The following is a 20,242-nucleotide window of genomic DNA, read 5'->3' on the forward strand; positions in this document are numbered from 1 at the left end:
TATATTTGGAATCAGGACTGAGAAATTAGGTTATCGCAGGCAGGGTTGATTTCATGTTGGTCTTTAATCAAAGTTCGGGCTTGCTTTGAGGTGATTACGACTTTAGTTTTTGAGTCTTGGTAGAGTTTCGAATAAGCCTCGACATCATTTGTCGTGTATGTTTGAGAATTTGGGCTGTTTCTTGTCATTTGTAGTGCAATGACATCGGGATAAACGCCTTTCTCACACATTCTCCCGGCACGTTCAATAACCGAGCCCGCACGGGAAGCAGGGCTTGAAACTTTTTCGATCAAGTTATTGGCAATATCAGTGACAATATGGGCAGTATTTTCTGGCTTTGACATGTTGAAACCTCATAGTAAAAAAATCAGTCATGGTGGCTCTGTTGGAGGAGCACCGCTTAGTTGTGGTGTTGGATACGAAAATTTCAAGTCTGACGGGGAAAATACATGGGATTCTGCGGCCTAACATTTCGCTCAAGCCGACCCGCTTCCGCTACGCTCCAGCGGTCGGCTTAGCTCTGCGTTAGTGCAGAATAGGAGACAGACCACGGTTTTCGGTTATGTGAGAAACAGATGGCTGGATTCTGGTTCTACAACCTTGCGTGGCCGTCCAGACTTGCCGGGCGCTGCCCGTCGCCTCAAGGCCGCCGATACCTGCGCTGCGAAACGTTCATTACCCAGCGTGTTGTGCCATTCGCCGCTCGCCGGATTTCATCTGCCAAAGACCTGGCTCCAATTCATAACGGCACAGCTCGCGGCAAGCCCTTTGTCTGCCAGTAAAACCATGGTCTGTCCCCTATTATTCTTATTGTTACCGTCACACATTATCGATATTAATGTGTCAATCATTACGTTCTAGCTGGAAAACATTGGTAGACATTGAAGCTGCGTCTTCCCTCATTAATCCCCGAAACAGGAACAATCGTATCGCCGTTAATCAAAGCCGCCTCATTACGCGCAAGATCCGCAAGTTCACCTGCAACTTTTTCTGGATCACGGTTAAGAACTATTTTACTGACTACTTTAGTTTCAACTCTTCCTAGTTTTTTGCATGGCTCGACAGCTCTGGCTGATTGCACCAAACGCACGCCTTCACCTTTCGAAGTAACCTTAACCCATGTACAGGAAGATAGTATTAAACAACTACAAACAGCAAAAAGGATTTTTCTCATTACATAATCTCAGTCATTGGTAAAAAATTTTATTTAATAGTTTATTTGTTTTAATCCAGGAAAGTGTTCACTGTGATCTTTTTCCATGAAAGGAATCAAAGCCGCTCTATTTGCTCGTCTTGATAGAATCTAAATATGCCCAGCTACTATTGGGAAATTGCCTCTACCCTTCATTCTTACGATTGCCCCAGGCGGCCCAGGTTACACCGCCAGGCCGAAGCAAAACAGGTAGCGTGAATTTGCGTGGTAGGGGGAAGCAGACTTTGTGTTCCTGGTGCTGAATGCGGCCACACAAGAATTATAGCTGACAGATGAGACTTTTATGATCACATGCCATAACAGAATAGAGGACAGACCACGGTTATTTGTTGCCCGCCGGATCTCATCCACCAGCCCCGATTCCAGCTCATAACGGAACAGCTCGCGGTAAGCCCTCTGCCTGTCAGTAAAACAGTGGTCTATCCCCTATTATGGATTATTGCCCCTACGTGTTTGCACGTATTTATTTACTCTCTATTTTTCGATATTTTTAAGAATGAGGGAAGAGAGATTTATCAGGGCGCCGGTGACGTTGCCGATTAATTTTCCTGAAACAATCGAGATTGATCCCTTGGATTCATGTTTCACATGTATTTATTTCTGGCAGGAAGGTGTTGATTTTTCCTATACGCGTCGAAGACAAGACAATCTTTTGCGAAAGATCGGAGGTAGTGATGCCAAAGACAACATTGAAAATAGCAGAATTCCGCGAGGGTCAGCCCAAGCGGGTGGAGATAGCAGGAAAAGGTGTTCTGGTCGCCATGGTGGGCGGGAATTTCTATGCGATTGGGGATAAGTGTACCCACATGGGGTGTTCTCTTTGCAATGGCACCTTAGAGGGCACGATAGTGACCTGCGCCTGCCACGGTTCAAAGTTTGACATCACAGACGGCAAGGTGGTGGCCTGGGTAGGTGGGCACCCGATTATAGGCGCGATCACCTCTTTCATGAAAAAGAATGAACCCGTGTATCAGGTCTCGGTGGAAGGAGATGAAATAACGGTCAGCGATTGAGTCCTCAGAGGCTGTGAAAAAAAACCACCTGGGCACCTCAGAAAGATCCTTCGAGTATGTCATTGTCTACTTTAAGAAGGATGCCGGAGCCGAGGTATATGCCGGAAGCTATCTTCGAAGAGACGCGACATTGGCAGAAAAGGGAAAATTCATTATTTCTCTTGGTAACACGCTATTCTCCGGGAATACGCGAAGTGCGTGGCTTGAGCTCAAACGTTAGCCACTGAACGAGATTGTAGCGACCTATGAAAACAACTATGACCTACTGGAATCCCTTGGATCCGATCAACTCGGAGATGTGGGAAGAAGTTGAGGGTTCGCATGGGAATTTGAAGCAAATCACGTTGGCCATAGACCATGAAAGCGGTGATTACACCAGATTAACATGGTTTAAAGACGGTTATTATACGGGTGTCTTTGGCGGCGAAGCGCACGCCTGCCCGGAAGAAATATTTGTGATTTCGGGTCCGGTTGTACGATGAAGCGTTTGATATGTGATTAGAGGCCGGTTATTATGCTTCTAGGCTGCTTGGAGAGGCACATGGTCCATTTAAGGTAGAGAGAGGCGTGATTATTTATGAAAATTCATTTCCCTTGCAGTCCATAGATGTGAATGATTGCTAGCAATGTGCTGCATCCGACCGCTTCGCTACGCTCCATGCGGTGCTGAGTACAACCGTTGTACGCTTAAGTCAAACTATGAATATTTCAATAAAGCGAGTATATGAAGAACCAGAACCAGGAGATGGGTTGAGGGTGCTGGTTGATCGGCTTTGGCCGAGAGGGCTGTCAAAGGAAGATGCGAAGATTGATGTTTGGTTAAAATCAGTAGCCCCATCAAATGATCTTCGCAAATGGTACCAGCACGATGTTCAAAAGTGGCCAGAGTTCAAAAAAAGGTATTTTTCTGAGCTTGATGCTGAAAAGGAAGCTTTAAGTGAGCTATTTGAGTACATCAAAAAAGGCAAAGTAACATTCCTATATTCGACAAAAGAGCAGCTACATAATAATGCTGTTGCCCTAAAAGAATATATAGACATGGTTTTATCGTAGTTGGATAGCGCGCAACAGAACAGAGGACAGACCACAGTTTTTGGCTATGTGAGAAACAGATTGCTAGATTCTTCTCCTCCTCCCAGAGTTGCTCAAAGACGCCAGCGAACCAGGCAACAGCTCAATAAAGCGATTGTAACTCACCAACCTGGAAAATAAGGCCGCTCATTCCTCAATACCTGATTCAGGTGATAGTCCTTAGTCCGGTAACCCGACAGATGAAACCCCACCACGATTCAAACTCCTGGCAAAAGTCGTCAATCGCACAAAAAATCGCTATAGTATCCATTAGAATCTGACTCCTCTAGCGATAAAGCTCTTTCCCAAAATCGTTTCATCATAAGAAATCCCGATTCCTTTTACAGCTTTTCTTACGTCGAACTCACGTTAATATATAAATCATGACAGCTAAACAGCATGTGCAACATTTACTGGACTTCATCGACAAGAGCCCAAGCCCATGGCATGCGGTTGCCTCGATCGAAACCGCGATCAAGGCATTTCAGTTTGTCCGGCTCGACGAAACGGCCAAATGGCCATTGCAAGCAGGTGGGCGCTATTACGTGATGCGCGACGACTCATCGATCGTGCTGTTCGCGCTGGGACACAAAACACCTGCCGAATCGGGCTTCAAGATTGTCGGCGCGCATACCGATTCACCGGGGTTGCGGATCAGGCCAAACGCCGCGACCACGAGCGATGGCATCGCGCGGCTCGGCGTCGAGATTTACGGCGGACCGATCCTTGCGACCCTTACCGACCGCGACCTGAGTCTGGCCGGGCGGGTCAGCTATGTCGATGAGCGGGAACGCCTCGCGCACAAACTGGTTCACTTCGATCGGCCACTGCTGCGTTTGCCGAATCTGGCGATTCACATGAACCGGGGCGTCAATGAAGACGGCCTGAAGCTGCATAAACAGAACGAATTGCCGCTGCTGCTCGCACAATTGACCAATAACCAACTGCCGCAGCCTTATTTTCTGACGCTGCTGGAACAGGCGGCAGGCATCGGCGCCTCGCGAGCACTGTCCTGGGATCTGGCGGTTTACGACACCCAAAAAGGTGCATTCTGGGGCGCGAATCAGGAATTTTACGCCAACAGCCAGATCGATAACCTGGCTTCCTGTCACGCTGGACTGCAAGCCTTGCTAGACGATGCTGTTCTAGACCACACTGACAGCACGCTGGTCTGCGCGTTTTTCGATCATGAGGAAATCGGCAGCGAAAGCCATATCGGCGCTGCCGGCAGTTTTTTAACCGATGTATTGCAGCGAATCAGCATCGCGACCTCATCGGAGCGTGAAGACACGGCGCGCGCGCTGGCTCAGAGCTTTCTGATCAGCGTGGACATGGCGCACGCCTATCACCCCAACTTCCCCTCGGCGTATGACACGGGTCATAAAGTCTTCGTGAACCAAGGTCCGGTAATCAAATCCAATGCCAACCGCCGCTACAGCTCCGAAAGCCTCTCCACCGCGCGCTTCATCCATTGGTGCGAAGAAGCCGGTGTTCCCTATCAACGCTACTCGCATCGCTCAGATCTGCCCTGCGGCAGCACGATCGGGCCGATCGTCTCGGCGAAGCTTGGCATACGCAGTGTCGATATCGGCTGCCCGATGTGGGCAATGCACAGCATCAGGGAAAGCGCCGGCGTGCGGGACCATGAGCATATGATTAAGGTACTGAAGCGGTTTTTTATCGATTAAGTGCCACAATTTTCTCTATTGTCCGCTACCTCCTAGTAGTCAGTCATGCTGAAACATAAGGATAAAGGCGAGCCAATTTACGTCGTGCGTCTTGCGTGGTAAAACGCCATTTGACCGGCATGGCCTTCACATTGCGTGCCTGGACATTGGCTTCGACCTCGCGGCGCAGGCGATCCTTGTCCGGTATCCGTCGCGACAGGCACGTATTCGACAGCACGGCCAGTTCGATTCCGGCGATGTTCGGCCAACTGCCGTGCTTCGGCGTGTAGTGGAATTCCAATTTCCGCGCCAGCTCGCGTGCTTGTTCGGCAGGAAAAGCCTCGTATAGGGAAGCCATCTTATGCGTGTTGAGGTTGTCGAGCACCGCACGGATCACCGTCGCTTTGGGATAAAGGTCGACAATGATGTGTCAGCGCCATAGGAACATCTTCTGCCAGAATAGCGCCGGGTGCATCTTACTGTGTCCCATCATTTTAAGCATGGTATGCGCAACGTCTCCAAACATGGTTATGTCGGCATAAGTATCAGTTGTAAATGTCACGAGCATATAATCCTCCTCGAATGAATCAAGAGTGAGAAAGCCTACGTGGTCATCGCTATGATATCGAAATCAGCATAGCTACCGTTTGGTCATTAAGTGTCGGGGACAAAAAACCCACATGCCGGTTAAAGTAGTTTCTGAAAGTACCTTTTGCAAAATCTACTTTCCTGATTGAGTGAACTAATCACAGCCACGCAAAAGATAGATGACAAATAGGATCGGTAAGGGGACGCCTAAAAGCCACAGTAGAATGTAACCCATTTTTCCCTCTTGCCACCTCTTCAGATCTGTTGTGATTCGCAACGAACCGACGCCTTTCGCGAGGCGCCTAAAATAATTGGTTTTTAGCATTGCGGTCTCCTTTTTAATTTCAGCCTCTTCGGCTGGTAGTAAAAAAAGTAACAGTGATAATCTCACTCGATATTGCTTAAACTGAACAATGTTTCTCGACCCTTGACCTTATTTTGGATGCATCCCTTGTTATGCAATTTGCCATCGCGAGAAAGACAGATCATGTCTCTATCTCACGCAGAGTAACAAATTCTTCGGCAGTAGTAGGGTGTATGCCGATAGTAGAGTCAAAGATCGCCTTGGTTGCACCGGCTCGAATGGCAATTGCCATGCCCTGAATAATTTCTGGAGCGTCAGACCCTACCATATGCACACCTATGATGCGGTCAGTACTGCGTATTAGGACCATCTTTATCAGGTTTTTTTCATCCACACCGGAGAGGGTATTTTTCATCGGTGTGAAACTGGTTTTGTAAATGTCGATGTCCGAGTATTTTTCACGCGCTTGCGCTTCGGTTAGACCTACAGTTCCAATAGCGGGTTGGCAAAAAACAGCAGTGGGAATATTGTCGTAATCCACCGATATCGGTTGATTGGCATACCATTTATTTGTCAGAGCCATGCCTTCTGCTATGGCTACCGGGGTCAGGTTGACACGGTTAGTCACATCACCCAGTGCATAGATTGATGGCACATTGGTTTGATAGTCACTGTTGACTTTAATCGCCCGTTTGCTGTCCAGTTCAACACCAAGCTTTTCTAGTCCAAATCCGGTTGAATTCGGTATTCTGCCAGTGGCATACATAACCAGGTCTGTACTTATTTTGCTGCCATCAACAAGCTGTGCTGCGAAGCAATCGTCTGCGCTTTCTATTGCTTCAATATCGGTATTGAAAAGAATATTAATACCTTTCCTGGTCATTTCATGTGCCAGAAAATCACGTATATCCTCATCAAAACCATTAAGTAGTTTGTGTCCACGATGACAAATTGTGGTATTCACACCAAGGCCATGAAGAATGCTGGCAAATTCCACCGCAATGTAACCACCACCGGCAATAATGATACGTTTGGGCAATTGATCGAGGAAAAACATTTCATTCGATGTGACGATGTGTTGCTTGCCGGGTATATCAGGAACAAACGGCCAGCCCCCTGTTGCAACAAGTATGCGTTCGGCGCTATATTCTGTGCCATCAACAGCGACAGTATGAACATCAAGTAAATTTGCCCTGCCAGTGATAATACTGACACCCGATTTTAGCAGCAGGTTGTTGTAGACAGCATGTAGCCGCTCAATCTCCTGATTTTTGTTTGCGATCAAGCTTGGCCAGTTGAAAGTTGATTTGCCCACCGTCCAGCCAAAACCTGCTGCCGCGTCGAATTGATCTCTGAATTGGGAGGCATAGACAAACAGTTTTTTGGGCACACAACCCACATTGACACAGGTGCCGCCTATATAACGCTGTTCAGCAATGGCTACCCTTACGCCATGACCCGATGCCATACGTGCTGCACGCACGCCTCCTGAACCTGCACCAATTACAAACAGGTCATAGTCATATTGAGTCATTGAAGTTTCTCATTTATAAATAAAAGGTATGGGATTAAGAACAATACAGGCTCATTTGTTATGCTTTAAATAATCCAGCATGGTATCAACATTGCTTACAGTAAATGGATCATCAGGGCAATTATCAACTTTGCCGGGTTCGCTGAATAATTTGATAATCTTTTTATCCTCGACAACCATTGAATAGCGCCATGAACGACTGCCAAAACCAAAGTTCTCTTTTTTCACCAGCATGCCCATTACTCGGGTAAAATCGCCATTTCCGTCAGGAAGCATTTTTACATGCTTGATGCCCAGATGCTTGCCCCATTGAAACATCACAAAAGCATCATTTACACTCAGACAATAAACTTCATCAACACCCTGAGCAATGAGTTCCTGATATTTTGCGTCATATCCAGGCAAATGCTTGCTTGAGCAGGTAGGTGTATAGGCGCCAGGAAGAGCCAAAACAACAATTTTTTTCCCTTTAAAGATGTCATCAGTGCTGACATCCTGCCAGCGAAAGGGGTTGTCGCCACCGATACTTTCGTCACGAATACGTGTTTTAAAAATTACATCAGGCACAGTTACAATCATATTGGAACTCCTTGTTTAACTATAACTTTGTTAATGAATATCACCTGAGAATTAATTTAGTCATGACCAAAACATGAAATGATATTCACCTCGTCATTTTTAATTATCACACGCAAAACTAAACACAGTCGGTGCGGCAACGAACATATGGGATTAGGTCTACATGACTGTTAATCAGCGTTCAAAATTTACCACCTTTAGCATTTGTTATTAACAGATTAAAAATAAATTACTCATATAGAACAATATCATAGCAATTCTTGCTGATAAATCTTGGCGCTTTTTCTAGTACCTCTCGAACGCTGATCGTGGTGCAGAGCGCGGGCCATGATTATCGACTGAAGTTGCAGTTGCTGAAGCAGGAATTCAATTACGCCTTTCTGCCGACATAGCGGATATCATTAGGTGCAACAGCAGTTCTGCTGCCGGCTATGTTGTTATGCCTCGATCGCTTCCCAACATGATCGCTACGTGATCCATCTGATTCAACAGGGCATTTCGCAACCTTGTTCATACGTCAAGTTGCTTCTTTTCTTATGGGCATTAAAATACAGAACCCCGATGTGCGATCCATATCACTACTTTGATTCTATGCTTGCTACGCAATCAAATGAGGGTACTAGATTCGACCCAACAGCATCAGAATGAGCAAGATCAGCACCACATCACCATCCAACAGCAGCATAGATTTACATTATTTGTGACAATGCGCGTTATTATCCATCCCAACTGATCAGTGACTATCTCAACGACTCAAAAATAAAACTCGTATTTTTGCCACCGTATGCACTCAATCTGAACTTAATTGAGCGTTATTGGAAGTTTTTCAAGAAGAAAATCCTGTATGGTCGCTACTATGAAACTTTTTCACTTTTCTACAATTGACCCAGGGCTTCCAGTGAATAATCAGCATTGGTCACCAGAACCACATATTCCCACACTTTGATCTTGTCTGAATGGTCAACAAAGTGCAGCGTTCCCTGTTGAGCATCGGAGCTCGCCTCGGCTGCCAGATTACCTTTAGCCTGACGTCGCAGCACCCCTATCCGCCGCGCGTGACGCCAGCCTGCCAGCCGGATTTGATCTTCTACTTCGCCAATCCCAGCACGGGTCAGATCAAGTCAGGCATTCCATGACATATTAAACTGAGTATCCCAGCAGTCTGACGAAGCTTGGACAGATAACGCTGATTAATCTCTTCCATTTCAGCCATCACTCCTTCATTGCCAAAAGCATTGTCGCCGCGCACCAGAGCAGGCCGCTTCTCAGGAGCAAGCCCTTCGATCAGCTGCCGCAGACGGGGTAGGCTATGTTTGGCGGCATGGGATTTACCGCTTTGCACTTCGACATCAAGCACCAGGCGAACATTGCCGATTAAGTAAAGTATGCAGGGTGTGGCTTGGTCGCCCTGGCTTCCTGGGATTGTAGCCGATCTCAGCACCTATTTGACGGCCATACAACAGCTTGACGCTGCTATCAGCATCGAGAATCCAAGCAGTATTCAAGGCCTCACGAGTACTCTCACTTAGCGCTGTGTCCATCCAGATCGTACTCTTCATCAGCTGAGCCAGGCAGGCAGCACGTTGCGCGTCATCACACAACGTTTGGGCAAACTTGGCGCAAGCGCGCTCAGCGCGCGACGTAAGCTCTCATCGCTCATGATCTTGCCCATGCCGAGTATCTCAGGCGCAACTTCGTCTCCTCGTAGTCCGGCTATGTGCGCGTAACGTCGCTGCCCATCAAGAATGGAGAGCAACCAAGTGCCCAGTCAATCAACCACCGCAGGCGAATTAGGACTCGTGTAAGGGAGCGGGCACCCCTCTACCCGGCGGCTAAATAAACCACTAACTTCCAAAAACTCAGCAAAAAATGCCAACTGACCCAAAGCCGTAGCACTTCCGTTTTCGTCCCAGCGTACGTGAAATCGACCACCAGGAGTCAACAAACACATCTCCTGTGTGCAGCTCGCTCCATCTCCTGCACGGCACTTTCTACCACCTTTACTACTTCTTCTTCTTTTTCATCAAAATCCTTTTCACCCATTGGGTGACTCCTTCTTTCAACTGTAAAACCTTTACAGTACTACGTTTACGGCTGTTTTTATAGGCTCAATTGAGGAAAATAGGATGAATTCTAAACTTTAAGTTCACCGACTTTTTATAGGTAGGTTATATACTCTTAGGTAACCGTTATCGAAATTCTATATAAAGGAGAATAAAAGATGCCAATGACAGTAGGAACTGCCCATTCCATTCCTGAGCTTGAAACAACTCCCGACAACATTATGCTTGCTGCGCTCAATCTTTCCGCACGAGCCTATTCCGACAAGCATCTTGATGATCAGCCGGTCATCGACGCGGTGAATGCACGTATTCAAAGCTGGACGCCCTTAGAAGCCCCAACCTTGGGTTTTGCAGGAAATGATCCTGGATTTAGCATTATAGGCGGGAGTTTGTTGCGATATGTCAATGAAAATGCTTCGGCAACCGTTGGTTTAACCATACTGGACGGCAAACGCACATTAGGCATTTCATTTGAGGGTTCCAATGACATTTCTACAGAAAACGGCCTGAAGGACTGGAATCATAATGTTTTCAGTATTAAGGGATACTATGATCTTCTAAATGATGCTGACAACGATAACGAAATCGGTTTTCTTCAATCGATAGTGAACTATATTAACGCTAATGGTATAGAACAGGTGCTCGTCACCGGCCATAGCCTGGGGGGAGCAGCGGCGCAGTTCTTCATGCAAGACTATGGTGTCACAGATGCCAGATATATCGGTGTAACTTTTGGATCGCCCGGAACGAATCGTTTTCAAACATTACCGGAAGAACGCTTTGCCAATATTCGTCATAATGACGATGAAGCAGTGATCGCAGGAGATGCGCGGGGATATGAAGTCAGTGGCTCGATTATCAATATACGGGTGGAAGATTCTGGGATAGACGGACTATTAGAGCACATATTATTTATTCCACTGGATGACTCGAAAATCAGCTACCGCAGAAGCGTTGAATTTATAACCTCTCAATTGGATGCGGAAACTTTGTTCCGGGACATGAATATTGTTCCTGGCACCAATGGGGATGACAATTTGAATGCAAAAGAAGGCCAGAATGTTGAAGTTTTGCTGGGTGGTAATGGCGCTGACAGCATGACAGGTGAGGTGTCAGGCGAGCAACATGTTCAGATATTCAAAGGTGGTTTGGGTAACGACACCATTCATGGTGGCGGAGGAATTGATTATGCCCTATACAGTGGAGCCCGATCTGATTTTACACACCAAATCTCGCCTGCCGGTGAGTTCATCGTGATTGATCAACGAACAACGCCGAATAATGAAGGAACTGATACGCTTAAAGATATTGAGCGGATCATTCTCACTGATATGGCTTTTGCGCTCGATGTGGATGGTTCGGCTGGCAGGGTTGCAAAATTGATTGGAGCTGTTTTTGGGGCTGGAGGCGTCTCGAATACCCATTACGTGGCAATCGGACTCTCCGAGCTGGATAAAGGTACAGGCTATGAGGATCTCGCTGCCTTCGCAATCGCCGCAACCGGTGCAAATACACCCGAGCAAGTGACCTCGTTATTATGGAGCAATGTCGTCGGCTCGCCTCCAACAGCGGACCAGGCACAGCCCTACATTGACATGCTGAATTCAGGCACATCCATTGGAGAACTAGGTGTGTTCGCGGCAGAACACCCGATCAATCAAGCCAATATAGCGCTGACCGAATTGAGAGAAACCGGGATCGTTTTTGATCCGCTGGGTTTTGTTGTCTAGTCGATCGTTCCAGTAAAACCTTTACCGTTCGCGGTGAGTTTATCGAACCGCTAAGCAACTGATCGGCCTTCGACAGGCTTGTATGGTGTATGGTATTACCTGTGAACACGGCGGCAATCGCATCCCGCGTCAGTACCCATCCCCTCTTTTGCGGTTCCGAATCCTGCTGCGTAGCCATCGTGGTTATGACCGGGGTGCATTGTGCATGGCAAAAGGGCTCGCTTTGGCGCTGAAGATATCTTGTCAAGATGGTACAATTTATTTGTTATGTTTCCGCTGGAATTCATGGAGTGCTTAGCCGTTTTAGTTTCTCGGCCAAGATTCAACCTTCCGGACACCGATTCGATCAACTCTGGAAAAGTCTGCGATCTTTCCAGCTTATTGATTCCGGTCTCGTCCTTTCAGTTCTCTTGATGATTGAGCTGACTATTTCCCTTGCACGCTTTGCGCCCGGCAGGCAAGAATGCTTCTATTTGGAGGGTCAGTAAGCATTTCATGGTTTCAATACGCAGCAAGTCCTTCCCGTCCGCCGCAGACTACACCGACACCGAAGCCTGGCTGAATGAACTGGCCGCACAGTTTACGCCAAACGAAATCGGGCTGCTGCGCCAGGCATGCACGATGGCCGCACCGCTGTATAGCGAGCAGCATACGCTGACCGGAACGCCATTGCTGCAGCATGCGATAGGTGCGGCATCCATCCTCATCGGCATGCGCATGGATGCCGAGACCGTCGCCGCCACCCTGCTGCATGCGGTAGCTGAGTATCTGGATGACTGGCATGCACTGGTGGAAAGCCAATTCGGCGCCAACGTCGCCAGCCTGGTGGAAGGCATCGCACGCATGGAGCAGATCCACCAGTTCAGCGAAATTGAGCAGCTGCACGCGCCAGGCAACACGGGTGATCAAGCGCAGCAGATCGAGAGCCTGCGCCAGATGCTGCTGGCCATGGTGCAAGATATCCGCGTGGTGCTGATCAAGCTGGCTGAGCGCACGCAGACCCTGCGTCATCTCTCTGGCGCGAGTCGCGAACAACAGCAGCGAATCGCCCGCGAAACGCGCGGTATCTTCGCGCCGCTTGCCAACCGGCTGGGCGTATGGCAGATCAAATGGGAGCTGGAAGACCTCGCGTTGCGCTACCTAGAACCGCAGCTCTATAAGGAAATTGCCCGCCTACTGGACGAGCGGCGCGTAGATCGTGAGCAGTACATTGACGACGTACTCGCCCACCTCAGGCAGGAACTGCTGCAAGCCGATATCAAGGGAGAAATCAGCGGGCGGCCCAAGCACATCTACAGCATTATCAATAAGATGCGCCGGAAGCATCTGGAGTTTAGCGAGCTCTACGACATACGCGCAGTGCGTATCCTGGTGGATGACGTCAAGGACTGCTACGCTGCACTGGGCTTGGTGCATCATCTGTGGCAGCCGATTCCCGGCGAATTTGACGACTATATTGCGCGTCCCAAGAGCAACGGTTACCGCTCACTGCACACCGCCGTGATCGGCCCGCGCGGTCTGGCGCTTGAAGTGCAGATCCGTACCTACGACATGCATCTCAATTCCGAACTGGGCGTAGCCGCCCACTGGCGCTATAAGGAAGGCGGCAAGCCGGATAGCAAATTCGAAGAGAAAATCGCCTGGTTACGCCAGATCTTGGCGTGGAAAGATGAGGTCAGCGATAGCGGCGATTTGCTCGAGCAGTTCAAGAGCGAGCTGTTCCAGGACAAGGTTTTCGTGCTCACGCCACAAGGAAAGGTGATCGACCTGCCCAAAGGCTCGACGCCCATCGATTTTGCCTACGCCCTACACACTGATCTCGGTCACCGCACGCGCGGCGCCAAGGTGGACGGCAGCATCGTACCGCTCAACACCCGGTTGCAGAATGGCCAGCGCGTGGAAATCCTCACCTCCAAGATGGGCGCACCCAGCCGCGACTGGCTCAATCCGATACTCGGTTATCTGCAGAGTCCACGCGCGCGCGCCAAGGTGCGCCACTGGTTCAAGTACCAGAATTTCGAGGAAAATGTGGCAATCGGTCGTGCCAAGCTGGACCGCGAATTCCATCGGGCCGGCGCTGGCAGTGTCAATCAGGAGAAACTTGCGCAGAAGTTACACTACAACCGTCTTGAAGACCTGCTCGCTGCCATCGGCCGTGGCGATGTCAGCGAGCACCAGATTGCCCTTGCCATTCAAGAGACTATGCCGCCCAAGCCTGCAGAAGCACTCCCAGCCTTCACCGCCAGGCGCACGCACGCACCCAAGGCGCCGTCGGGCATCGTGGTCGAGGGCATCGGCAATCTGCTCACCAACCTGGCCAAGTGCTGCAAACCAGCACCGCAGGATGTTATCGTTGGCTACGTCACGCGTGAGCGCGGGGTGACCATCCACCGTCAGACTTGCACCTTCGTCACTCGCCTGCCAGAAGAGCGGCGCAGTCGCCTACTGCAGGCGCGCTGGGGTGCCGGCACAAATCTCGTCGCCAGCGTCGATATCGAAGTAGAAGCCCATGATCGCCAAGGCTTGCTGCGCGACATCAGCGACCTGTTCGTGCGCGAGAAGGTGAACGCCACCAAGGCCAACACGCTAAGCCGCGGTAACCTGGCGATGATGCAGTTTTCGCTTGAGATCACCGATCTGGATCAGCTGCAGCGCCTGCTGGCGCTGATTCAGCAAGTGCCTGGCGTTATCGCAGCGCGGCGGCGGGAGTAACAGCCTATCTGTGAAATGACGGCTGTTTCAGAATAGCTGTTAACCCGAATATTTCATAAGTTCGCGTGATGATCACGCAGGATTTTGATTAATAGGGAAGTTTTGAGAAAGAGGGGTGTAGTGATTCATACACCCGACTGAGCAAAATCTTTCTTATTAATCAAAAGACAAGTGAGGGCACGTGCCAATTTATGAAATATTCGGGTTAAAGATCAGACAGGGAGAAAATTTGATCTCGACGACTCATTTTGTTATTACCTGTGAACACGGCGGCAATCGCATCCCGTGTCAGTATCAAACCCTTTTTTGCGGTTACGAACCCTTGTTGCGTAGCCATCGTGGTTATGACCGGGGTGCATTGCGCATGGCGAAAGAGCTCGCTTTGGCGCTGAGCGCTTCCTTGTTTGTGACGACCACGAGCCGTCTACTGGTCGATCTCAATCGTTCTATCGGGCATCCACGATTATTTTCCCAAGTAACAAAACATGTGCCGGTTACCATTCGGCGCGAGATTCTGACGCATTATTATCTGCCTTATCGCCATCAAGTTGAGCAAACCATCGCTGAAGCAATCCGTAGTGGAAGCCGGGTGATTCATATTTCATCGCATAGTTTCACACCGGTGCTCAAGGGGCAGATGCGTCATGCTGATATCGGCTTGCTTTATGATCCCGCGAGACCGGGCGAACGGGCGTTATGCCATCGCTGGCAGGCAAGCCTCAAAACAATGGCGCCCGATTTAACTATTCGACGTAATTATCCCTATGCTGGTAAGGCAGATGGCTTGACCACCGCCTTGCGCCGTCAGTTTCCAGCAGAAGCATATCTGGGGCTCGAACTGGAAATCAACCAGAAACATGTGGTCAGCGGTAGGCGGCACTGGCAGGCACTGCGTCATTTAGTGCTAGCAGCGCTCCATGACGTCGTTGGGTGAAGTATTGAGTTGCATATGCATTTTCACGAATGCAAATAAAGAACTATCTGGTTAAACCCGAATATTTCATAAATTGGCACGTGCCCTCACTTGTCTTTTGATTAATAAGAAAGATTTTGCTCGGTCGAGTGTATGAATCACTACACCCCTCCTTCTCAAAACTTCCCTATTAATCAAAATCCTGCGTGATCATCACGCGAATTTATGAAATATTCGGGTTAACGTGAGTTCGATGTAAGAAAAGCTGTAAAAGGAATCTGAATTTCTTATGATGAAACGATTTTGGGAAAGAGCTTCATCACTAGCAGGTCATTGGAAAACGGATTTGCTCCGGTAAAATTTTGCATAAGCCTTACTATACTGAATCATGCGCTGTGGCGTCCAAAGGTGCTGGTGGATAGGATACTCAAGCAAATGGATCAGCAGTTTGGTGCTGTTTACTCGAGGAAAGGCTGTCCTTCGATACCGCCGGAGTGGGCGGAACTGAGCAGTGACAAACATTTGTCAAACCGGGAGCCACAGTGGGGGAAGATCGCGGCTACGATGTGGATGAGCACATCAAAGCAGCGCGATCGCTGGGCATGATCCCGCATGTGGCGGCCAAACGCAAAGGCAGCGCCATGTGCCGGATGATATTTGCCAGAGCGAGGGCTATGCGATCAGTCTGAAGATTCGCAAACGGATCGAGGAAGTATTGGGCTGGATGAAAACGGTAGGCGGGATGCGTAAGCTGAAGTTGGCCGAGCGCAAGAAAGTCAGCGGACAGCTTCGGTTTGTTACCGCGAATTACGATCTGGTGCGCATCGGAAGTCTGACCGGCGGGTGGACGGCTTCGCGCACATAGGGACGGTACGTCCAAAATCCGCCTAAAACAAGCAGATAAGAACAAAGGATCAGGATTTACAGGAATTTTGGACAGAAACTGATCAAAAAATGAGCGTCTTTGGTAAAAATAGATTTGCAAAAAACAACCAAAGTGTTTGCAGTCTTTTAAGTATGCAGATCCATTTGCTGCAGTGAATGCACCATACTGGCAGCCTTTTTGTTCATGAATGCGATTTAAAACGAGAAATCCCATTGTAGCCAGTATCGCTGATTCGATTTGTCGCCAACGGTTAGATGGCTGACTTGAAAATTCACCTTGTTTAAATGGCCATTAAAGAAATAAGTCATTATTCCGCTGGCTTCCTGTTGCAGATCGTCGTTATTGAAATTGACATTAGGATCAACGAATGCATACCGTCCGGCGAGCTCTAGATTCTTGGGTATGATCGGGAAAATGTAGTGGGGAAAGTATCCAGCTTGAACCAAACCACCCATAAGGTTGGTTTTTCGCGCAGGATCGCTTCGCTCTTTACGGGTATCGACGACTTCTTTCCAGTGCATTTCGTGTTGAACAGAAAAACCCTGCCATTTGAAACGGACTTCCTCCAGCATCTGATTGATGCGGTACTGCCCATCTTGTCCTGGGCTGAAGCCAGGTAAATCCCGGCAACTCCTGCTGTCGGTCTCGAATGCCGTGCATTTGCTGCGGTTAGTGGCGGCTGCGAATGCGAAATTGAGCGCTGGCTTTTCATGAAATTCAATATCAGACTGGGAAAAGGGCATTTCCCCGCCCAGCGCATTCCACTGCAGTCTGCCAGAGTACATCATACGATCATCGTCATTGCTGCGTTCGCCTACACCCAGACCAGTAAAGACGCCGGTATAATAGCTAATATCGTGCCAGCTGCCGGGAAACAGATTGCCGAATATCTGCGCTCCCTGCTGCCGGTCTACCGTGAAAATATCGTTGATGATAGAGCGGTTGGCGAACTGCTGATTGCCGGAGGAGCTGACCCGCTCGTCGTTATAGAAGACCTTGCCGCGGCCTACCCACAATTTAGCCCATTTGAATTTATCCATGGTCAAGCTTAAATCACGCAACACCGGCTGAGACCAGTCATACTGCAAATAATATTGCAGCCATGGCCAGTAGGCGTGCCCTTTGAGTTTGGTCCGCGCCCGGCGGATCATGAATGAACTTTCATCGCGCTCCAGATCGCTGACTGAGCGCGGATCGCTGTCAAATGGATCGGCATACCTGACTTGAATCCGGTTCTGGATGGCCAGCGAGAATTTGTCATTATCGGTTCTGAATTCAAACCCGTTCTTGCCATAACTGACATTGGCAAAGTGGTCCTGTGATTTAGATTCCGCCTTGTCAGATTTTTTTTCCTCTGCAGCTTGGACAGGCTTAATTTCTTCAGTTTTTACCTGCGTTGCACTGTCAGGCGCCACTGGCGCGGTAACGGTAGTCGTTGCCGATTCCAATTTTTCGAGTCGTTCCAGTTTCTCATCCAGCGCCTTCAGTTTTGCATCCAAGCGCTTTTCAATGGCCAGAAGCTCCTGCTTATAAAGTTCGGGATCTTTCAATTCTTCCGCTGAAACGGGGCCGATCAGAATCAGACCAGACAACACCCATTTAGCTGCGTGAGACACCCGTTGGAAGGGAAATTGCTTGCTCATGGATTGCACACTTTCTTTACTATCAAGGAGGCTAATTATGTCAGCTTCAGTCAGTGTCAACAAACAGCCTTCGAGAGAAGGGGACGCTATACCCTTCCTTGAACTCAGCCTATAGTTAATGCATGCCAGGGCTAAGCAGAACCGTATTTGTCGAAATATCGCACACATCATTCGGTGAGTAAATCGGCGAAAAAATGTATTCTTTACCGATGATGACCGAAGAATTTATCTAGACCTGTTCCCTAATATTCGGATGAAAATTTGTTCTTTTGGAAGGTGGGCACTGATAACCACTGTTGTGGGCCAATACACATGGGCACATAATCAGGCATCAGGTATTTTTCCGCTATCTGTCAGCCTTTCTGCTTCGCCAGCTTGTCCAATATGCGCTTCCGTGTCATCTCGAAAATTGTGTTCTTCTTTTTTGGGGATGATGACTATATGAAATTCACAATTCCATGCTATATGCATCAAGCCTTGATAATCTCTTATTCAATTCTGCGGGCTCTTGTTCAAACTTAAAGAATCAAAATAACCAGTTTGTGTACGGTTAATCGCTAATGAGCCATTAGCCCGGTCGGGGATAATTCTGCTTATTTATAGAAATTTTTAACCTATTATCAAACATATGAACACCATTGCTGAAAAACTCAGAGAAGCTTATCGCTCACATGGCGTGCCAGTCCCCGAAATTCTCTGTAATTGTTCGGTGAATCAGAAAAAGTATGAGCAATATCGCCAGATCTTTAATCGCTGGTTTCAGTTTATGCCCGCCGCTATTGTGCTGTGTGTTACTGCCGACCAGGTAAGTGTGGCGGTTAAATTTACTAGTCAACATGCCCTGCCTTTACGCGTGCGCTCGGGCGGACACGACCATGAAGGGGAGTGCTCAGGTACTGATACCATTCTGGTTGATCTCTCAGAAATGAATACGGTGGAAATTGATCCTGTACGCCGGATTGCTCGCATACAGCCTGGCATACGGTTTAAAAGTCTTACCACGCAACTGGCTGATAAGGATGTGATGATTCCACATGGCACTTGTGCCACAGTGGGCATAGCGGGTTACACCATGGGTGGAGGCTGGGGTCCCTGGACCCGCAAGCATGGCATGTGCTGCGAAAGCGTGGTAGGCGCCACGTTGGTACTGGGCGATGGCAGCATACGAAAACTGAGTATGGGCGGAGGCCATGATGAAAGAGAATTGCTGTGGGCCATTAAAGGCGGAGGCGGTTTTAGCTACGGCATCGTTACCGAGTTTGTGATTGAAACCTTTGAGTTGCCCTTTGAGATGATCAAGTTTCAGATCGAGTGGAACAAATTCCAGTATGTGCCTGAAAACGGGCTGTTTGCCATACGCGACGCCACGCCCACTCTCACTGTGCTGCAAACCTGGGAAAAGGTGATTGCTTCTACTGGTCCGGCGGCCAATCAGTTGGTGGGGACCAATCTGAAAATATCTGCTAAACACGCCAGTGAAAATGAGCCATTTAATCCCCATACTGTAAGTCACAACTGCGTGATGTATGGTTACTGGGAGGGAGACGAAAACAGCTTGCGGGAGTTTATACATCAACGCTTTGGACACACCGGCAGCTACACCATTACCATTCTGGGCAAGGCCGGACGCAACCACAAACATTTACGCTATGGCGATCACCTGATGAGTTCCTGGGATCGTTATTCGTTTCACAATATGAACTTGCTGAAGCAGGGATTGCAAGGCATACCATTTCCACCTGATGAAGACCAGCCAGCGCCCCATAAAATCACCTCGCGCCTGGTAAATGCAGAGGGCCTTGGCGAACAAGGGCACTACAAGCTACTGGAAAGCCTTACTTCTCCGCTCGTATTACCCGGCAACAAAGACCTGGGACTGTTTACCTACATTACCTTGGGTGCCATTACCGGTAATTATTACCAACATGTAATTACCCCGGAGCAGAAAATAAAAAGCGCCTTCCCTTACAAAGACAAGCTATTCACCATACAGTACCAAACTTGGTGGAATGAAACTGAAAAAGAAAAGGAGGAAGGCCAGAACAACCATGTGTACACCCGCGTAAACCGTGCACTTGACTGGATGGAGATTTGCCGCGATTACGATATTCCCCATACCTCAGGCGCTTTCATCAGTTTCAAAGACAGTTCGGTGCCTACCAAAACTTACTTTGATAAAAGCTACAACGAGCTGGTAAAAATAAAGCATATCCACGTAAAAGATCCCTACAATCATTTCAATTCGCGTAAGACGATTATCTGATGAGATTTAACCCAGAAACCGCAGTTGGACGAGATGTGGCGTGCGGTGATCCGGGTGTGAGGC

25 protein-coding genes are annotated in these 20,242 nt (G+C 48.6%); 12 read left to right on the forward strand and 13 right to left on the reverse strand.

The window, feature by feature from the left end; translation table 11 throughout:
• Positions 1–11 precede the first annotated feature (11 nt).
• On the reverse strand, positions 12–344 hold the full coding sequence (locus BLW34_RS02290) for a hypothetical protein (protein WP_090575059.1): 333 nt from the start codon (positions 342–344) through the stop codon (positions 12–14).
• Between the two features lie 220 nt (positions 345–564).
• Here BLW34_RS02290 and BLW34_RS02295 point away from each other — a divergent pair, with 220 nt between their 5' ends.
• Positions 565–861, forward strand: coding sequence for a hypothetical protein (locus BLW34_RS02295; RefSeq protein WP_090575062.1), 297 nt, complete (start codon positions 565–567; stop codon positions 859–861).
• On the opposite strand, the gene BLW34_RS02300 is transcribed toward BLW34_RS02295, so the two are convergent.
• Entirely contained in the window at positions 851–1,174 is a 324-nt protein-coding gene (locus BLW34_RS02300; protein ID WP_090540056.1) for a DUF4156 domain-containing protein, read from the reverse strand. The genes BLW34_RS02295 and BLW34_RS02300 overlap by 11 nt on opposite strands.
• Positions 1,175–1,887: 713 nt before the next feature.
• Between BLW34_RS02300 and BLW34_RS02305 the strand changes: the two genes are divergently transcribed.
• The 4 genes from BLW34_RS02305 (at position 1,888) to BLW34_RS02325 (ending at position 4,985) form a co-directional block, all read left to right on the forward strand.
• Positions 1,888–2,226 (forward strand): Rieske (2Fe-2S) protein, encoded by a 339-nt coding sequence (locus tag BLW34_RS02305; RefSeq protein WP_090575065.1) that lies wholly within the window; start codon positions 1,888–1,890, stop codon positions 2,224–2,226.
• Between the two features lie 245 nt (positions 2,227–2,471).
• A complete protein-coding gene (locus tag BLW34_RS16325) occupies positions 2,472–2,708 on the forward strand; it encodes a hypothetical protein (RefSeq protein ID WP_218138740.1) in 237 nt (78 codons plus the stop codon).
• Between the two features lie 217 nt (positions 2,709–2,925).
• Positions 2,926–3,279, forward strand: a complete 354-nt coding sequence (locus BLW34_RS02320; RefSeq protein WP_090575070.1) for a DUF488 domain-containing protein — start codon at positions 2,926–2,928, stop codon at positions 3,277–3,279.
• Between the two features lie 401 nt (positions 3,280–3,680).
• Positions 3,681–4,985 carry a M18 family aminopeptidase gene (locus BLW34_RS02325; protein WP_090575073.1) on the forward strand — a complete coding sequence of 435 codons (1,305 nt, stop codon included), beginning with the start codon at positions 3,681–3,683 and terminating at the stop codon, positions 4,983–4,985.
• Between the two features lie 43 nt (positions 4,986–5,028).
• Here the strand turns inward: BLW34_RS02325 and BLW34_RS02330 are convergent, their stop codons facing one another.
• From BLW34_RS02330 to BLW34_RS02350, 4 genes are all read right to left on the reverse strand, one after another.
• A complete protein-coding gene (locus BLW34_RS02330; RefSeq protein ID WP_177165925.1) occupies positions 5,029–5,349 on the reverse strand; it encodes a transposase in 321 nt (106 codons plus the stop codon).
• A gap of 45 nt (positions 5,350–5,394) precedes the next feature.
• Positions 5,395–5,532: a DUF1840 family protein gene (locus BLW34_RS02335; protein WP_371263903.1), complete on the reverse strand. Its 138-nt coding sequence runs from the start codon at positions 5,530–5,532 to the stop codon at positions 5,395–5,397.
• Between the two features lie 505 nt (positions 5,533–6,037).
• Positions 6,038–7,390 (reverse strand): glutathione-disulfide reductase, encoded by a 1,353-nt coding sequence (gorA, locus tag BLW34_RS02345; RefSeq protein WP_090575082.1) that lies wholly within the window; start codon positions 7,388–7,390, stop codon positions 6,038–6,040.
• 51 nt (positions 7,391–7,441) lie between these two features.
• Positions 7,442–7,969: a peroxiredoxin gene (locus BLW34_RS02350; protein WP_090575085.1), complete on the reverse strand. Its 528-nt coding sequence runs from the start codon at positions 7,967–7,969 to the stop codon at positions 7,442–7,444.
• Between the two features lie 696 nt (positions 7,970–8,665).
• Here BLW34_RS02350 and BLW34_RS17305 point away from each other — a divergent pair.
• Entirely contained in the window at positions 8,666–8,854 is a 189-nt protein-coding gene (locus tag BLW34_RS17305) for a transposase (protein ID WP_371263904.1), read from the forward strand.
• Here BLW34_RS17305 and BLW34_RS15965 read toward each other — a convergent pair.
• The 5 genes from BLW34_RS15965 to BLW34_RS15985 form a co-directional block, all read right to left on the reverse strand.
• The gene (locus BLW34_RS15965; protein ID WP_177165926.1) at positions 8,845–9,009 is read right to left on the reverse strand and encodes a hypothetical protein; all 165 of its coding nucleotides are present in this window, start codon (positions 9,007–9,009) and stop codon (positions 8,845–8,847) included. The genes BLW34_RS17305 and BLW34_RS15965 overlap by 10 nt on opposite strands.
• 71 nt (positions 9,010–9,080) lie before the next feature.
• Entirely contained in the window at positions 9,081–9,326 is a 246-nt protein-coding gene (locus tag BLW34_RS15970) for a hypothetical protein (protein ID WP_177165927.1), read from the reverse strand.
• Positions 9,319–9,528, reverse strand: coding sequence for a hypothetical protein (locus tag BLW34_RS17310; protein ID WP_177165928.1), 210 nt, complete (start codon positions 9,526–9,528; stop codon positions 9,319–9,321). Before BLW34_RS17310 ends, BLW34_RS15970 begins: the two co-directional genes overlap by 8 nt.
• Complete coding sequence (locus BLW34_RS15980; protein WP_177165929.1) at positions 9,528–9,725, reverse strand: hypothetical protein; 198 nt, start codon at positions 9,723–9,725, stop codon at positions 9,528–9,530. The genes BLW34_RS17310 and BLW34_RS15980 overlap by 1 nt, the downstream gene beginning before the upstream one ends.
• 12 nt (positions 9,726–9,737) lie before the next feature.
• Positions 9,738–9,914 carry a hypothetical protein gene (locus BLW34_RS15985; protein ID WP_177165930.1) on the reverse strand — a complete coding sequence of 59 codons (177 nt, stop codon included), beginning with the start codon at positions 9,912–9,914 and terminating at the stop codon, positions 9,738–9,740.
• A 276-nt stretch (positions 9,915–10,190) separates the two neighbouring features.
• Here BLW34_RS15985 and BLW34_RS02365 point away from each other — a divergent pair, with 276 nt between their 5' ends.
• From BLW34_RS02365 to BLW34_RS15430, 5 genes are all read left to right on the forward strand, one after another.
• Positions 10,191–11,762, forward strand: coding sequence for a lipase family protein (locus tag BLW34_RS02365; RefSeq protein WP_090575088.1), 1,572 nt, complete (start codon positions 10,191–10,193; stop codon positions 11,760–11,762).
• Between the two features lie 495 nt (positions 11,763–12,257).
• Positions 12,258–14,474: a RelA/SpoT family protein gene (locus tag BLW34_RS02375; protein WP_090575094.1), complete on the forward strand. Its 2,217-nt coding sequence runs from the start codon at positions 12,258–12,260 to the stop codon at positions 14,472–14,474.
• 181 nt (positions 14,475–14,655) lie between these two features.
• Positions 14,656–15,408 carry an N-formylglutamate amidohydrolase gene (locus BLW34_RS02380; protein ID WP_256203537.1) on the forward strand — a complete coding sequence of 251 codons (753 nt, stop codon included), beginning with the start codon at positions 14,656–14,658 and terminating at the stop codon, positions 15,406–15,408.
• A gap of 414 nt (positions 15,409–15,822) precedes the next feature.
• A complete protein-coding gene (locus BLW34_RS15990) occupies positions 15,823–15,993 on the forward strand; it encodes a hypothetical protein (RefSeq protein ID WP_177165931.1) in 171 nt (56 codons plus the stop codon).
• A gap of 37 nt (positions 15,994–16,030) precedes the next feature.
• Positions 16,031–16,252, forward strand: a complete 222-nt coding sequence (locus BLW34_RS15430) for a hypothetical protein (RefSeq protein ID WP_143037844.1) — start codon at positions 16,031–16,033, stop codon at positions 16,250–16,252.
• A gap of 215 nt (positions 16,253–16,467) precedes the next feature.
• On the opposite strand, the gene BLW34_RS02390 is transcribed toward BLW34_RS15430, so the two are convergent.
• Both BLW34_RS02390 and BLW34_RS15995 read right to left on the reverse strand, forming a co-directional pair.
• A complete protein-coding gene (locus BLW34_RS02390; RefSeq protein ID WP_090575145.1) occupies positions 16,468–17,916 on the reverse strand; it encodes a porin in 1,449 nt (482 codons plus the stop codon).
• 324 nt (positions 17,917–18,240) lie between these two features.
• Positions 18,241–18,390, reverse strand: coding sequence for a hypothetical protein (locus BLW34_RS15995; protein WP_177165932.1), 150 nt, complete (start codon positions 18,388–18,390; stop codon positions 18,241–18,243).
• Between the two features lie 154 nt (positions 18,391–18,544).
• Between BLW34_RS15995 and BLW34_RS02395 the strand changes: the two genes are divergently transcribed.
• Complete coding sequence (locus tag BLW34_RS02395) at positions 18,545–20,179, forward strand: FAD-binding oxidoreductase (protein WP_090575100.1); 1,635 nt, start codon at positions 18,545–18,547, stop codon at positions 20,177–20,179.
• The last annotated feature ends 63 nt before the right edge of the window (positions 20,180–20,242 follow it).

This window comes from Nitrosomonas sp. Nm58 (genome assembly GCF_900107335.1).
Lineage (GTDB): Bacteria > Pseudomonadota > Gammaproteobacteria > Burkholderiales > Nitrosomonadaceae > Nitrosomonas.

Coding starts and splice junctions, on each gene's coding strand:
- BLW34_RS02350 (WP_090575085.1), bottom strand. CDS start 7,969: ATGATTGTAACTGTGCCTGATGTAATTTTTAAAACACGTATTCGTGAC.
- BLW34_RS02395 (WP_090575100.1), top strand. CDS start 18,545: ATGAACACCATTGCTGAAAAACTCAGAGAAGCTTATCGCTCACATGGC.
- BLW34_RS02305 (WP_090575065.1), top strand. CDS start 1,888: ATGCCAAAGACAACATTGAAAATAGCAGAATTCCGCGAGGGTCAGCCC.
- BLW34_RS17310 (WP_177165928.1), bottom strand. CDS start 9,528: ATGAAGAGTACGATCTGGATGGACACAGCGCTAAGTGAGAGTACTCGT.
- BLW34_RS02390 (WP_090575145.1), bottom strand. CDS start 17,916: ATGAGCAAGCAATTTCCCTTCCAACGGGTGTCTCACGCAGCTAAATGG.
- BLW34_RS02365 (WP_090575088.1), top strand. CDS start 10,191: ATGCCAATGACAGTAGGAACTGCCCATTCCATTCCTGAGCTTGAAACA.
- BLW34_RS02300 (WP_090540056.1), bottom strand. CDS start 1,174: ATGAGAAAAATCCTTTTTGCTGTTTGTAGTTGTTTAATACTATCTTCC.
- BLW34_RS02335 (WP_371263903.1), bottom strand. CDS start 5,532: ATGCTCGTGACATTTACAACTGATACTTATGCCGACATAACCATGTTT.
- BLW34_RS02290 (WP_090575059.1), bottom strand. CDS start 344: ATGTCAAAGCCAGAAAATACTGCCCATATTGTCACTGATATTGCCAAT.
- BLW34_RS15990 (WP_177165931.1), top strand. CDS start 15,823: ATGGATCAGCAGTTTGGTGCTGTTTACTCGAGGAAAGGCTGTCCTTCG.
- BLW34_RS02375 (WP_090575094.1), top strand. CDS start 12,258: ATGGTTTCAATACGCAGCAAGTCCTTCCCGTCCGCCGCAGACTACACC.
- BLW34_RS02320 (WP_090575070.1), top strand. CDS start 2,926: ATGAATATTTCAATAAAGCGAGTATATGAAGAACCAGAACCAGGAGAT.
- BLW34_RS02325 (WP_090575073.1), top strand. CDS start 3,681: ATGACAGCTAAACAGCATGTGCAACATTTACTGGACTTCATCGACAAG.
- gorA (WP_090575082.1), bottom strand. CDS start 7,390: ATGACTCAATATGACTATGACCTGTTTGTAATTGGTGCAGGTTCAGGA.
- BLW34_RS16325 (WP_218138740.1), top strand. CDS start 2,472: ATGAAAACAACTATGACCTACTGGAATCCCTTGGATCCGATCAACTCG.